Annotated in this window: 11 protein-coding genes; 6 read left to right on the top strand and 5 right to left on the bottom strand. The window is 40.0% G+C overall.

Translation table 11 applies throughout. From position 1 onward, the window contains the following. Positions 1-86: 86 nt before the first annotated feature. The 5 genes from KO525_RS10670 (at position 87) to KO525_RS10650 (ending at position 6,706) form a co-directional block, all read left to right on the top strand. A complete protein-coding gene (locus tag KO525_RS10670; RefSeq protein ID WP_215963790.1) occupies positions 87-698 on the top strand; it encodes an ANTAR domain-containing response regulator in 612 nt (203 codons plus the stop codon). A 1-nt stretch (position 699) separates the two neighbouring features. Next, the gene (locus KO525_RS10665) at positions 700-1,770 is read left to right on the top strand and encodes a CmpA/NrtA family ABC transporter substrate-binding protein (protein WP_215963789.1); all 1,071 of its coding nucleotides are present in this window, start codon (positions 700-702) and stop codon (positions 1,768-1,770) included. Positions 1,771-2,091: 321 nt separating this feature from the next. Further along, positions 2,092-4,815, top strand: coding sequence for a nitrate reductase (locus tag KO525_RS10660; protein WP_215963788.1), 2,724 nt, complete (start codon positions 2,092-2,094; stop codon positions 4,813-4,815). A gap of 11 nt (positions 4,816-4,826) precedes the next feature. Beyond that, the gene (cobA, locus tag KO525_RS10655) at positions 4,827-5,717 is read left to right on the top strand and encodes a uroporphyrinogen-III C-methyltransferase (RefSeq protein WP_215963787.1); all 891 of its coding nucleotides are present in this window, start codon (positions 4,827-4,829) and stop codon (positions 5,715-5,717) included. Between the two features lie 5 nt (positions 5,718-5,722). Beyond that, positions 5,723-6,706 carry a glycosyl transferase family protein gene (locus KO525_RS10650; protein WP_215963786.1) on the top strand — a complete coding sequence of 328 codons (984 nt, stop codon included), beginning with the start codon at positions 5,723-5,725 and terminating at the stop codon, positions 6,704-6,706. Between the two features lie 1,240 nt (positions 6,707-7,946). Here KO525_RS10650 and KO525_RS10645 read toward each other — a convergent pair. The 5 genes from KO525_RS10645 to KO525_RS10625 all read right to left on the bottom strand — a co-directional run bounded on the left by KO525_RS10645 (position 7,947) and on the right by KO525_RS10625 (position 14,467). Next, entirely contained in the window at positions 7,947-9,107 is a 1,161-nt protein-coding gene (locus KO525_RS10645; RefSeq protein ID WP_215963785.1) for an alginate export family protein, read from the bottom strand. Between the two features lie 56 nt (positions 9,108-9,163). Beyond that, positions 9,164-10,021 carry an ABC transporter ATP-binding protein gene (locus KO525_RS10640; RefSeq protein WP_215963784.1) on the bottom strand — a complete coding sequence of 286 codons (858 nt, stop codon included), beginning with the start codon at positions 10,019-10,021 and terminating at the stop codon, positions 9,164-9,166. 22 nt (positions 10,022-10,043) lie between these two features. Beyond that, positions 10,044-10,982 (bottom strand): ABC transporter permease, encoded by a 939-nt coding sequence (locus tag KO525_RS10635; protein WP_215963868.1) that lies wholly within the window; start codon positions 10,980-10,982, stop codon positions 10,044-10,046. Between the two features lie 129 nt (positions 10,983-11,111). Next, positions 11,112-12,491 (bottom strand): CmpA/NrtA family ABC transporter substrate-binding protein, encoded by a 1,380-nt coding sequence (locus KO525_RS10630; protein ID WP_215963783.1) that lies wholly within the window; start codon positions 12,489-12,491, stop codon positions 11,112-11,114. Positions 12,492-13,459: 968 nt separating this feature from the next. After that, on the bottom strand, positions 13,460-14,467 hold the full coding sequence (locus tag KO525_RS10625) for a helix-turn-helix domain-containing protein (RefSeq protein ID WP_215963782.1): 1,008 nt from the start codon (positions 14,465-14,467) through the stop codon (positions 13,460-13,462). Between the two features lie 128 nt (positions 14,468-14,595). Between KO525_RS10625 and KO525_RS10620 the strand changes: the two genes are divergently transcribed. Then, positions 14,596-14,778 (top strand): hypothetical protein, encoded by a 183-nt coding sequence (locus tag KO525_RS10620; RefSeq protein WP_215963781.1) that lies wholly within the window; start codon positions 14,596-14,598, stop codon positions 14,776-14,778. Positions 14,779-14,800: the final 22 nt, after the last annotated feature.

The following is a 14,800-nucleotide window of genomic DNA, read 5'->3' as shown; positions in this document are numbered from 1 at the left end:
CAGCAGATCTCAAAGAAACCTGCCTATCTGGTGCAAATATTGAAGCATTACTCGCGATCACAATTAACAAAGTAACACATCTCACTATGGCTACTAAAAATAAAACAACAAACACGTTAACCGTGTTAGTCATTGACGATGACATGGAACGCGCGGAAAGTTTCCGGGCAGCGCTGGCAGGTTCTCCTTATGTCGTGAAACACTTAGCTCACACGAGTGCCTCACTTTTAAGGGAAGTTGAAAATACCGAGCCTGACATCATTCTAATTGATATTGAATCACCTAATCGCGACACAATTGAAAGTTTGAGTACGATATCTGAATTTAACCCAAAGCCCATTGTTATGTTTTCTGAAAAAGACCAACCGGACTTAATGCGAGACAGCATTAAAGCTGGTGTTAGTGCTTATGTTTCAGGTGAAACAAATCCCGATAGAGCCAAATTTATTCTCGATGTCGCGGTCGCTCGTTTTAATGAGTTTCAGGGGCTAAAGGCCGAATTAACAGATGCCAAACGGAAATTGCAGTCGAGAAAGTGGGTTGATCAAGCCAAAGCACTATTAATTGAAAAGCAAGGTATGAGCGAGCAACAGGCTTATTCTGCGATTCGAAAAATGGCGATGGATAATGGACAGAAGATGGAAGACGTAGCAAAGAACCTAATCTCCATGATGCAGTTGATAGGCGGAGGTAAATAACATGAGTTCACAAACGCATTTAGAACAAACCCAACTTGATATTGGAATAGTGGCATTAACCGACTGTGCCCCCTTAGTGATGGCGAAACACCTAGGTTATTTTGAACAATGGGGATTAGATGTTTCATTGCATGTTCAATATTCTTGGGCGACGGTAAGAGATAGGTTAAACGCTGGTTTATTAGACGCGGCGCAGGTCTTAGCACCGATGCCAATTGCTAGTTCGTTAGGTTTAAATGGACCAAAATGTGACGTCATTAATGCCTTTAACTTGAGTATGAATGGTAACGGTGTAACGTTATCGACAGCTTTGATGGATAAAGTTAGGGAGTTAAATAACGGAATAACACCACCACTGCCGCTTGAAGCGAAGTGGCTTAAAAGGGTCATAGACCAGTCGGGTGAGGTATTAAAAATAGCGTCTGTTTACCCTTACTCTTGTCATTTTTATCAACTAAGAGATTGGTTGATATCAGGTGATATTACACCTAACAAAGATGTTGAATTGATCATTATTCCACCGACAAGTATGACCACGGCATTGCAAAATAATGACATCGATGGTTTTTGTGTCGGTACTCCGTGGAACGCCCAAGCGGTTCGAGGTGGTATTGGCGAAACAGTCACGACTTCGAGTGACATATGGCAGGAAGCCCCGGAAAAAGTGTTGGCCGTAACTAAGGAATGGCAAGAGACTAACCCCAATACCTATTTGGCATTACTCGCTGCAGTACAACAAGCTTGCGAATGGTTAGAGTCAGTTGCAAATCGATTTGAAACAGCCATTATCCTGCAACAATATTTAGATGCGCCCGTTGATGTAATCGCGCCAAGTTTGATTGGTAGTTGTATTACCGCGAAAGGAGCACCACCAAGAGATATACCTGGCTACAATCAGTTTTTTCGGAGTAATACCAATCAACCGATTGTTGAGCAAGGCATGTTCTTGATAGAGAAAATGAAAGGTGCAGGGCAGTTAGGCGATTGGACAGATACCCAACTTAATGAAGTTGTTAATAATGTTTATCGAAATGACTTATATGAATCGATGTTGGCCTTACGGAACAGTTGAACCATTTAGGTGAAGCTAATAAGTGATGATAAAAAAACGCACCCAAGTAGTGCGTTTTTTTCTGTCTTGAACAAAGTCACCTTTACCTATAGTGCCCTAAACTCCAGTATTTACAGTGGCTTGTAGAGAATAAAGAATAAAGCAGATGCTGGCACGTAACTTGTTTATATAAATGTATAAATTTTGAGTACATAGAATATAAAATAATTTTCAAGACGTCGAAAACAACACTTCGACCTCGACTTCTCAGTGTTGAGAAGCTAATAAAATTAAGCAAAGGCGCTACGGTGAAAACCGTCGCGCCTTTTTTGTGAGTAAAAAATGTCAGTACAACAATTTGAACAGAAAGTTTGCCAAACTACTTGCCCATACTGCGGGGTTGGTTGTGGTGTGGATGCAACTATTGTTAACGGTCAGTTAACTGCAGTAAGTGGCAGCAAACAGCATCAGGCGAACTTCGGTAAGCTTTGTGTAAAAGGGTCTAATTTAGCTGAAACTACGGATTTGGAAGGTCGGTTATTGTACCCAGAAGTAAATGGAGAACGTACCACCTGGGACCATGCCACAGACGTTGTTGCTAACAAATTTAAGCAAATTATTGCTGAACACGGTCCACAAGCCGTTGCTTTCTATGTATCTGGTCAAATTTTAACGGAAGACTATTACGTCGCAAATAAGCTAATGAAAGGTTATATCGGCTCAGCAAATATCGATACAAACTCTCGATTATGTATGTCATCTGCCGTTGCAGGCTATAAACGTGCATTTGGTTCAGATACGGTGCCATGCAGCTATGAAGACTTATCCGCAACAGACTTACTTATTTTGGTCGGATCAAACGCAGCATGGACTCACCCCATTTTATTTCAGCGAATGGAACAGGCCAAAAAAGACAACCCAAATATGAAAGTAGTGGTTATTGACCCAAGACGTAGTGCGACGGCTGAATTAGCAGATCTGTTTTTACCGGTTAAACCGGGTACAGATGTCGCATTGTTTATGGGGATGCTTAATTACATCATTAATAATGGTGGGGTGAATAGGGATTATGTAGAGCGCTATTGTGAAGGTTTTGACCTTACAGCTGTGTCTGTTTCGTCGTGGACAGTGGCAACAACAGCTACCTTCTGTGAGCTTCAAGAAAGTGATCTCCTACTTTTTTTTAATGCCTTTTGCAAAACGCCAACAGCGGTAACGTTTTATTCACAAGGTGTTAATCAATCAAGCCAAGGGGTGGATAAATGTAATGCCATTATTAATTGTCATTTGGTGACTGGTAAGTTGGGACATTTGGGCTCCGGTCCATTTTCAATTACTGGACAACCTAATGCAATGGGCGGCAGAGAAGTTGGTGGATTAGCAAATATGTTAGCCGCTCATATGAATATCGAAGATGAAAGTCATCGTGATTTAGTACAAAGTTATTGGGACTCACCTACTATATGTAACGAACATGGCCCTAAAGCGGTGGAAATGTTTGATAAAATGGCTAAAGGTGAAATTAAAGCCGTCTGGATTATGGCCACCAATCCCATGGTGAGTCTGCCAAATCGAAACGAAATTGAAACTGCACTTAAAACCTGCGAATTAGTCGTTGTATCTGATTGCATGGCAGATACAGATACTATGGACTTTGCAGATGTTAAATTACCAGCGACAACGTGGGGCGAGAAAGATGGTACTGTCACTAATTCAGAACGACGTATTTCACGTCAACGAGGCATTTTAGCAGCCCCAGGTGAAACTCGTCACGATTGGCAGATCATTTCAGATATTGCGGTAAAAATGGGTTTTGAAGACGCATTTACTTATCAACACCCAGCTGAAATATTTGTCGAACATGCAGGCTTATCTGGCTACAAAAATGGGTCTGAAAGTTACGCTGTCCGCGACTTTGATATTTCCGGATTAGCGTCTTTAAGTGAAGCTGAGTATGACGCATTACAGCCCGTTCAATGGCCAGTTAACACAAGATATCCAAATGGTTGTCAGCATATATTTGCCGACAATACATTTTATACACCAAGTGGCAAAGCCAATTTTGTCGCTGTTGAAGCCAAATTGCCACAACAAAAAGCGAGTGCGTTATACCCCTATGGCGTGAATTCAGGAAGAGTTCGAGACCATTGGCATACGATGACACGTACAGGTAAATCAGCTTCTTTGGCTAAACACACAAAAGAACCTTTTATCGCAATGCACAGCACAGACTTAACAAAGGAAGGTTTAACCGACGGCAACTTAGTGAAGGTGACGAGCGAGTTTGGTGAGGTTTTAGTGCCAGTGAAAGTTGATGATGGCCTCAAAGTCGGGCAACTCTTTACGCCAATTCATTGGAATAAGCTGAGTGCGCCAACTGCAAATATCGCCAAACTATATGGTTCGTTTGTAGATCCTATCTCAGGGCAACCTGAAAGTAAGTTCACCGTAGCGAATATTGAAAAAGCACCTGTGGGTCAATTCATGCAATTGTTTTGTTTGGAAGAGGTGCTTATTGAGTCTGATTATTGGGCAAAAAACACTATTCACTCTGGCTTTGAATATGCCTGCGCGACAGCTAATAAAATAGAAGGCCCAATGTTCTGGAGTCGAGATTTAACGGCTATTGAAGGCAATTGGAGTTATTTTGAAAATAGCCAAAGCGGTATTGCAACTGCTTTATGTATTAAAGATAACCGTTTGGTTTTTGTTGGGTTTTTCGCGCAATACAAAACGGAAATAAACAGCGACTGGGTTGATAGTCTTTTTCAACAAGAAGAAGTGTCAGCTGAACAAATAAATCGAGTGCTACGTGCAGTGCCTGGCGCTGATTTTATCAACGGCAAAACGATATGTAGCTGTTATAAAGTCGGCGAAAATCAAATTGTCGACGCGATAGTAAGTGAAGGTGATAACTCAGTTGAAAAATTAGGCGAACGTTTGAAGTGCGGCACCAATTGCGGTTCATGTAAAAGTGAACTCAAAACCCTGATCAAACAACATGGACAGCCACAATTAACTCAGAGTCGATTTGAATCTGAAGCCATTCCTGTATTAGAGATATAAACGGAGTATTTATGACAACAACTAAACTATTTAACTTACCTTTTATGCTTCGTTTACTTAATTTTCCATTTAATAGAATGAATGCTGGAAAATGGACGACAAAACAGAAAGCGGCACACAACTCGGGTCGTAAGCCTATTGGCGACGTATATTTAGTTGGCTCAGGTCCAGGTGATGCGGAATTATTGACTCTTAAAGCATACCGCTTAATTCAAGAAACCGATGTTGTTTTATATGATTGGTTGGTTAGTCCCGAAATTGTCAATATGATCCCAAAACATGTGGAACGCGTTTTTGTTGGTAAAAAATGTGGCCGCCACAGTATGACGCAGCAGGAAATATGTGAACGTATGTCTGAATTTGCCCTACAAGGCAAAAATGTTGTGCGACTTAAAGGCGGTGACCCTTCCATATTTGGTCGAGCGGCCGAAGAAGTTGAGCATCTGCAAAAGCTAAATATCGACTTTGCTATTGTTCCAGGTATTACAGCTGCGTCAGGATGTGGTGCATGGTCTGGTATACCTTTAACGCATCGCGAATGCGCCCACTCGGTACGATTTATTACCGCGCATTTTAAAAGTGAAGATATAGAATCTGATTGGCAGAATTACGCTGACTCAAGCGATACACTCGTCTTCTATATGGGGTTAAACAAGGTTGAGCACATCGCACAGCAACTTATTTCACACGGTAAGTCGAGCAACACACCAATGGCCATCATCGACCAAGGGACAACGTCTGAACATAAAACCTACGTTTCTGATCTAAAAAGTATCGGTAATGTATTAAATTCTGAAAATATTGTCGGTCCTGCTTTAATTGTCGTGGGTGACGCGATAAATTATAGGGCTAACGTCAATGTCGATTTGCTAACGCAGTCGAAACAACAACAAGTAGCTTAAATTTAGTGAACGAATTTAGTCAGTACATAAAAATTATTGGTCGAGGCAAACGCGCAGGACGTTACTTGTCTGTGGATGAGTCATATCAAGCATTCAAACTATTTCTAGCGAACGAGATAGAGCCAGAACAAGCTGGTGCGTTTTTAATGTTGTTGCGGGTGCGGGAAGAATCAGCCGAAGAGTTAGCTGGATTTGTTAAAGCCTGTCGAGAGTATAACCTTGAGGGGTTAAACAATTTAGATGTCGACCTAGATTTAGGGTGTTACGCCGGTAAAAGACGCCATTTACCTTGGTTTTTATTGGCGGTAATGTGTTTGGCTCAAAATGGCAAACGAGTATTTCTGCATGGGACTAAAGAACCTGAGTCAAACAGGCTGTATTTGTCTGAAGTACTTGAAACTTTAGGCTTAGTTGTTGCAAAAGATCCCATACAAGCAAACAAAATGTTAGATGAAAATGGCTTTGCTTACATGGATTTGGATGTTGTAAATCCGGCATTAGATAGACTTATCCAAATGCGTAAGTTATTTAGCTTGCGATCGCCTGCAAATACTTTGGCAAGGATCCTCAATCCTAGTCAAGGAAAAAGCAGTTATCATGGGGTTTTTCATCGCCACTTTGATGAGCGACACGCAAAGGTTGCTGAAATTCTAGGTGATAAACAAATGTCATGTATTCGAGGAGAGGGCGGTGAAGTTGAGGTAAACCCAGAGCGTCCTTTTGTACAATTTATGTTTGTTGATGGCGAACAAAAACAAGTTGAATACCCGGCGTATCTAGAGAATTGGCAAATTAAACCAAAAGAGCTAAACCCAATTGAACTCAAACAAATGTGGCAGGGCAAACTCGATTCTGAATACGGTAAGCAAGCCGTGTTAGGTACACTAACAAGTTATTTGGTTTTGATAGAGCAAGTCAGTGTTGAAGAAGCACATATTAGGGCTAATCAACTGTGGGAGCGTCGCGATAAATCGCGGTTTTTTAGTTGAAACTCAAAAAAGACATATTAAGTTAAAAATCATTTGAAAAGTTATCCAAAAACAGAGCCTAGGCTCTGTTTTGTCGTTTTTGGACGGAAAAATCTTCCTAAGACCTAAGACCTAAGAACTAAGAACTAAGAACTAAGAACTTCTTTGGATTCAGTGGGTGTCCCTGTAACTTATCGGTTTATGTCTGAGTTATTTATCTGGCTCTGAGAAGTAAAGCTGGAGTGGGTGTCTGCGTTATTTTGTTTGGCTCTGAGAAGTAAAACTGGAGTGGGTGTCCATGCAACTTATCGGTTTGTGTCTGAGTTATTTATCTGGCTCTGAGAAGTAAAGCTGGAGTGGGTGTCTGCGTTATTTTGTTTGGCTTTGAGAAGTAAAACTGGAGTGGGTGTCCACGCAATTTATCGGTTTGCGTCTGAGTTATTTATCTGGCTATGAGAGGTAAAGCTGGAGTGGGTGTCTGCGTTATTTTTTTTTGTTTGGCTTTGAGAAGTAAAACTGGAGTGGGTGTCCACGCAATTTATCGGTTTGCGTCTGAGTTATTTATCTGGCTATGAGAGGTAAAGCTGGAGTGGGTGTCTGCGTTATTTTTTCGGTGGGTGTCTGCGCAATTTATCCATGTAACTTATCAGTGGGTGTCCATGTAACTTATCGGTTTGTGTCCGAGTTATTTATCTGGCTATGAGAGGTAAAGCTGGAGTGGGTGTCTACGTTATTTTTTCGGTGGGTGTCTGCGCAATTTTTTTTTCGGTGGGTGTCTGCGCAATTTATCCATGTAACTTATCAGTGGGTGTCCATGCAACTTATCGGTTTGTGTCTGAGTTATTTATCTGGCTCTGAGAAGTAAAGCTGGAGTGGGTGTCTGCGTTATTTTCTATCTACGTTATTTTTTCGGTGGGTGTCTGCGCAATTTATCTATGTAACTTATCAGTGGGTGTCCATGCAACTTATCGGTTTGTGTCTGAGTTATTTATCTGGCTATGAGAGGTAAAGCTGGAGTGGGTGTCTGCGTTATTTTGTTTGGCTCTGAGAAGTAAAACTGGAGTGGGTGTCCAAGCAATTTCTCCAAGCAATTTTCCATGCAATATTCGGTGTTTTTACATAAATAAGAAGGAATGAGCGGGTAGGTTTGGCGAGAAGCGTAAAAAAGAACCCCAAACATCAAAATGAATGGGGTTATTATGAACACCATAATCAAAGTGGAAGTGAGTAGGAAACACCCTCACTTCCGGTAAAACTCGTTTTAGAATGTGTAGCCAGTCCAAACCCACAATTTACTTGTGTCAACTTTAATATCACCAGCAGAATAGCTGGCATACTTAATACCTATTGGGAATTTATTGGCAATTTTTGTCGTATAAATGGCATTAATTTCAGAACCAAGGTCGTCGATAGAATCACTTGCTTCTGCTGCTGAATATGAATGTAAAGTAATTGCCCACTTACCCGAGGAGGCACTTCCAGAAACAGTTGCATATATATCGTTTAAGCCAACTGAAGGAGTGCCTAGAAATTGATCCGACCAACCGTTAAATTTGTGAAGGGTTGCAAGTGGCGTCGAAAATCCCATATTGCCATCATCAGAACCCAATGATTCAAAACCAGCTTTTACATTAACAGAACCTAATTTGGTGCCGCCTTCAATTAACATATATGTCGTGTCGTATTCTAATTCACCAGCTTCTGCAGTTTGGGTAGCCAACTCTACGGTATAAGACACTTCTGAAGCTTTTCCTTCGAATCGAGCGCCAAATGTATTCAGCGCATTGTTCGTATCATTATCTACCTCTAATAAATACCCATATCCAGTTAATTGTCCAAACTCTGTTTTATAACTCGCGTTAAGCAAATGATCGCTAGAATCTAAGTCTTTTTCTTCTGCGAAAATACGGTTACGTTTACTGATATAAGCGTAGGACAGTTTTAGTTTTTCAGAGGCATTAAACGAGGCTGAAACTGCGTCGAATGTCTGTTTATCTTGTCTCCAACCAACATGGCCAACAAAACGGTGGCTATCCATTGTAATAACTTGACGGCCAAGTTTTATGTCCAATTTATCTGTTTTGAAACCAATAAATGCTTGATCTATTTCAGTTGTTTCTGGGTCGGCAACAACAGAAAATTCGCCACCATTTCCGTTTGTATCATTATAATCATCCAATAACGCAAATGAATTTTCTAACTCTACAAATCCGTAAAATCCTTGTTTACTGATAGTTTTAAAGTTTGCTTTAGTACGAAGCGTTAAAGCCGATGCATCTTCAAGTGTATTGTCTTGACTAACACCTTCATAACGTAGTCTAAAATCGACAGATGCTGTGCCTAAATCCGTTTCAATTGCGGCTTTTGCAGTACCAGTACTAACCGCCGCAATGACAGATATTGCTATTATCTTTTTGTTCATTTGTTTTCCCTAAAATTATCAAAGTGTTATATATTTTAATTTTTATTTTTTAGAAACTAAGCTGTAGCTGATTTAGTCGACTGCTCAATTTTGGCTATTTTTTTTGTGTCACGTTTTGTTGAAATAGTTTCAACTTTGCGTTGTTTCTCGTATAGAAACGTTAAAACTTCTGAGCGGTATTCGTTATATTTGGGGTCTTTAGCAAGTGCTAAACGGTCTCGTGGGCGTTCAAGGTCAATATTAAGTATTTCGCCAATAGTTGCAGCAGGACCGTTTGTCATCATCACTATGCGATCTGAAAGTAAAACTGCTTCATCAACATCGTGTGTGATCATGATGACGGTGTTGTTGAGCTCATCCTGTATTTCCATCAAAGAGTCTTGCATATGAGCGCGGGTTAAGGCGTCTAGTGCACCAAATGGTTCATCCATTAATAAAACTTCTGGTTGCATTGATAAGGCTCGAGCAATACCTATCCGCTGTTTCATTCCCCCTGAAATTTCATCGGGACGTTTATGCATTGCGTGTTCCATGTGAACTAATCGAAGGTTATGCTCAATCCAGTCTTTTTTCTCTGCCGCTGATTTACTTTTTGCAAAAACTTGGTCCACAGCTAATTCGACATTTTGATAAGCAGTAAGCCAAGGCAACAACGAATGATTTTGAAATACAACAGCCCGTTCAGGGCCAGGTTCACTGACTTCTCGACCATTCAATATAACGCCACCAGATGTAGCTTGATATAAACCAGCAACAACATTTAGAACCGTAGACTTACCGCATCCAGAGTGACCAATAAGGGAAATAAACTCACCTTTTTTGATCTTTAAATCTACGTCTTTAAGAGCAGTGAAGTCGCCTTTTGGTGTTGGAAAAACCATGTCGATTTTACTTATATCTAACAATGTACTCATAATATTTTCTCCAAATTATGTTCTAACGAACTTCGCTTGTTTTATCCCAAGACAACATGCGTTGTAGCTGCATCATTGTGCGGTCGAGCATAAATCCGATAAGTCCAATGACTATAACCGCAGTCATAATTCGACTCAGTGAATCAGAACTGCCGTTTTGAAATTCGTCCCAAACAAACTTTCCTAAACCAGGGTTCTGAGCTAGCATTTCCGCTGCAATTAATACCATCCAAGCGATGCCTAGCGACATGCGCATGCCGGTAAAAATGGCGGGAATTGATGCTGGAATTACGATTTTCTGAATATGTTTTAACGCAGGCAGTCTTAGAACTCGGCTGACATTTATCCAGTCACTATCTAAAGATGCAACGCCAACGGACGTATTTATGACCATCGGCCAAATACAGCAAAGGGTAACGGTGATCATCGAGACTAAAAAGGATTTAGCAACCATAGGATCTGGGGAAACATAAAGTGCGCTAACCACCATAGTTACTAGGGGTAACCAAGCTAATGGGGATACCGGCTTAAAGATTTGGATCACGGGGTTTATAGCCGTATTGAGGGCTTTACTTAAACCAATGGCAATACCAAGTGGTATGGCAATGATTGCTGCCAAAACAAAGCCACTTAACACTGTGATTAGACTGGTCCCAATTTGATCAACAAAAGTTTCTTTACCAGTAAAGGCACGTGTTTTTGGATTATAAGTTGGGTCTTTCGCTATTCGTGCAGCATTTCTTTTATCTTGACGTTCATAAAATGCGATTTCTTTTTTTCTTGATTCATTGTGTTCGTTATAGAGATTTACTATTTGTTCACTTACTGCAACCGGGCCAGGAAACTTACCTAACGAAGTATTAATGTTGTTCGCCGCGGCTGACCAAATTAGCAAAAATACCAAAATTCCAACGATAGGTAGTGTGACGGCATGTAGAAAGTGGACCAAATATGCGGGCATTTGTGCTTTGATCACTGTTTCGTTTTTCTTTGTTATAAATTGGCTAATTAAACTGGACATAGCGGTCTCATTTTTATTAATAGTTTTAAAATTTTAGTTAGGCAGCGTTGGGAGCCGCTGCCTAATAGGCTAAATTTTATCGTTTGCTTTTAAACCAATAGCGAACTTAGTTAAGTAGTCATTTGGTTGTTTACCGTTATAAACAATGCCATCGATAAAGTGCGTTTGAGGGTCTCTAAATCCATCTTCACCTTTTAAAGATTCAAACTCTTTGGCGTCAACCAACTTTTCTTCAATTAGGGAATTAACGGCTTTCATATATATGTCTGGGCGGTAAACTTTTTTCGCCACATCGAAATACCAGCTATCAGGTTTTGTATCGCTAATTTGACCCCAGCGACGCATTTGAGTTAAATACCAAATCGCGTCTGAGAAATACGGATAGGTAGCGTTATAGCGGAAGAAAACATTGAAGTCGGGAACCGCACGCTTGTCTCCTTTTTCATATTCAAACGTTCCTGTCATGCTATTTGCGATTACGTCGTAGTCAGCACCAACATAGTTGGATTGAGAGAGAATTTTGACCGCTGCAGGTCGGTTTGAATTATTGTTTTCATCTAGCCACATAGCAGCTCGAATTAGTGCACGAGTTAGTCTTATCGTGGTATTTGGATATTTTTCTGAGAACTGTTTTGTAATACCAAATACCTTCTCAGGATTATCTTTCCAAATCTCATAATCTGTTACGACAGGTACGCCAATGCCTTTAAATACAGCTTGTTGATTCCAAGGTTCACCAACACAGTAACCATAGATCGTGCCTGCTTCTAACGTCGCTGGCATTTGAGGCGGTGGAGTTACTGATAGCAAGGCTTGTGCATCAATTTTTCCTGAAGTATCTCCTTTATGTGGGGCGTAATACCCTGGATGTATACCGCCTGCTGCGAGCCAATAACGTAATTCATAGTTATGAGTAGAAACAGGGAAAACCATGCCCATATTGAAAGGTTTGCCTTCATCAGCATATTTCTCAATGACAGGTTTTAATGCATCTGCTTTTATCGGGTGGACAGGGCGACCATCGGCCATTTTGGGAATATTTGGCTTCATTTGTTCCCAAATTTCGTTTGAGACTGTAATGGCGTTACCATTTAGGTCCATCGAAAAAGGCGTGATAATTTCAGCTTTTGTTCCATATCCAATAGTTGCTGCAATTGGTTGACCAGCCAACATATGTGCGCCGTCTAATCGACCGTCGATTACACCATCTAGTAATACTTTCCAGTTTGCTTGGGCTTCAATAGTTACGTAAAGCCCTTCGTCTTCAAAATACCCGTTTTCATAGGCAACAGCGATTGGCGCCATGTCGGTTAGTTTGATGAAACCAAATTTAAGTTCTTCTTTTTCTGGATAGCCTAATTCTGCAATTGCAGAAAAGCTTAATGACATTGCGACTAAAGTTGCAGTGCCATAAACAGCCGTTATTATTTTTTTGATTTTAGTTGTCATTTTTTATCCCACAGTTGTTCTGGTTGTATTGGTCTTTCAGAGCGATTTGTTTAGTTATTGAGTTGTTTGAAAACTTTTTTAAAGGCAAAAAAAAACCACCGCACATTTAGATTCGTTAGATCTAAACGTAGCGGTGGCTGCTTTGCCTGTATTCACTTCCAGCACTGAAAGCGATTTATTTCTCTAAATATTGCATTATAAGTGCCAATTATTATTAATCCTTTTAATACAGCATGTTATCTTAATGCTTTAGTTGTGAACCCTATAGAAATAGACTGGGTTGCACAAATATGAATCATTCATGCACGGAAATAATCATTTAAATCAACGCGTTAGTTAAATTAACTTAATGCGTGAATGATTGTGATGTATATTCTGAAGCGCGGTTTGACCACGTTACTGCGATGCGGTTTAGAGTTTTTAGAACTCTGAATATAAAACCGCGGTGGGTGTGTACTTTCGTTATTTTATTCTGGGGGTGGCAAGTAAAAAAGCGATGGGTGTCTGCGTTATTTTATTCTGGAGGTGGCAGGTAAAATTACGGTGGGTGTCTGCGTTATTTTATTCTGGAGCAGGCAGGCAAAATTGCGATGGGTGTCTGCGTTATTTTATTCTGGAGGTGGCTGGTAAAATTACGGTGGGTGTCTGCGTTATTTTATTCTGGAGTTGGCTGGTAAAATTACGGTGGGTGTCTGCGTTATTTTATTCTGGAGTTGGCAGGTAAAATTACAGTGGGTGTCTGCGTTATTTTATTCTGGAGGTGGCTGGTAAAATTACGGTGGGTGTCTGCGTTATTTTATTCTGGAGGTGGCAAGTAAAAAAGCGGTGGGTGTCTGCGTTATTTTGTTCTGGAGGTGGCAGGGAAAATTGCTGTGGGTGTCTGCTTTATTTTTTCTGTGGGTGTCTGCGTTATATCTGCGTTATATCGAATAAGCTTATCGAGGATCTTGCCCAGTTTATAATCTAGATTAACCCTCAATAATATTTGCATTTATACTTTGTTGAAAACGTTCTCTGTATTCCCTTGGTGTTAATTCAACTAATTCCACAAAAAGTTTTCTAAAAGAACTAACATCTTCATATCCGACTTTTAAAACGATTTGTTCCAATGATAATCCACTGCATTCCAATAAACGTTTTGCACTCTCGACTCTAATTTTTTGTAAATAATTCATAGGGGTATCATTTAGTACCTTTTTGAATCGTCTTATTAGAGTTCGCTTCGTTGTGGCAAATTTGTCTGCAAGTAAATCAAGGCTAATTGGTTGAGAAAGGTTTTGGATCATCCATTGTTGGATTTTTTTGATTAGATCATCATGATGACGCTCAGGTAAATCTAGCAACATAAACGGGCGCTGTGAACAGCGGTTTGGGTCAATTAACATAAGACGAGATATTTGATCAGCAAGTTGACCATCAAATAACTCCTCCACTAGCTTTAAACACAAACTTAAATAAGATGTTGTTGCCCCAGCAGTAAAAATTGCTTTATCTCTAACCACTAATTCATCTAACTGGAGAGTAACTTGTGGATATTTTTGAGTAAATATTTTGACTAGCCACCAAACTGTCGTTGCCTTTTTTCCATTGAGTAAGCCAAATTCAGCTGCAATAAAGGTGGAACTGCAAAACGTTGCTATTGGAACCGCATTTTTTTCACACTTTAGAATATCTTGTTTTAGTGGGGAAATTTTTGTTAAGTATTTAGTAAGTGTTTTATCGTCATAAGAAACACCGCCAACAATAACAGCCGCTGAAGGTAGAGCGACATTTTTTAGCGAAGTGGCGTTAATGACTATTCCGCCATCACAAGTAATATTATTTCCATTTGGTGATATTACGTTGACTGTAAATAGATCGGTATCTTGATTGTTTGTGACTTGCCAAAATCGATTGCAGATCATAAAAAAATCAATGATGCCAGTTAGTTGAGAAGCCATCGCGCCATCTGCCGCAAATAATACAATATTTTTCACAATATCCTCCGCCTAATTTAACAATAATTGGATTGTCACTATTAGCCTGTTTTAAGTCAATAATGACACTTAATCTGCGAAAGTCAAAAAGTTAAAGTGGGTAGACTGAAAATAAAGAGGGATTTGATATGAAAAAAACAAGAATGATTAATGTACTGATTGGTGTAGCTGGATTATTTGCATCATTTTGGATTAACTTTTTTATTGAGCTTCCACTAATTGGGTATCTTGTTGTTGTTCCAATTATTTGTCTACCCAGTATCATTATTTTTTTACAAGGACTTTCAATGTGGTTTTATCAAGAAGAATGATGCATTTTTTCTATAAAAAAAG

The sequence above is a fragment of the Psychrosphaera sp. B3R10 genome (assembly GCF_018861025.1).
In the GTDB taxonomy this organism is placed as follows: Bacteria; Pseudomonadota; Gammaproteobacteria; order Enterobacterales; family Alteromonadaceae; genus Psychrosphaera; species Psychrosphaera algicola.
This window is presented reverse-complemented; position numbering and strand designations above follow the sequence as displayed.

Coding starts and splice junctions, on each gene's coding strand:
- KO525_RS10670 (WP_215963790.1), top strand. CDS start 87: ATGGCTACTAAAAATAAAACAACAAACACGTTAACCGTGTTAGTCATT.
- KO525_RS10665 (WP_215963789.1), top strand. CDS start 700: ATGAGTTCACAAACGCATTTAGAACAAACCCAACTTGATATTGGAATA.
- KO525_RS10660 (WP_215963788.1), top strand. CDS start 2,092: ATGTCAGTACAACAATTTGAACAGAAAGTTTGCCAAACTACTTGCCCA.
- cobA (WP_215963787.1), top strand. CDS start 4,827: ATGACAACAACTAAACTATTTAACTTACCTTTTATGCTTCGTTTACTT.
- KO525_RS10645 (WP_215963785.1), bottom strand. CDS start 9,107: ATGAACAAAAAGATAATAGCAATATCTGTCATTGCGGCGGTTAGTACT.
- KO525_RS10640 (WP_215963784.1), bottom strand. CDS start 10,021: ATGAGTACATTGTTAGATATAAGTAAAATCGACATGGTTTTTCCAACA.
- KO525_RS10635 (WP_215963868.1), bottom strand. CDS start 10,982: ATGCCCGCATATTTGGTCCACTTTCTACATGCCGTCACACTACCTATC.
- KO525_RS10630 (WP_215963783.1), bottom strand. CDS start 12,491: ATGACAACTAAAATCAAAAAAATAATAACGGCTGTTTATGGCACTGCA.
- KO525_RS10620 (WP_215963781.1), top strand. CDS start 14,596: ATGAAAAAAACAAGAATGATTAATGTACTGATTGGTGTAGCTGGATTA.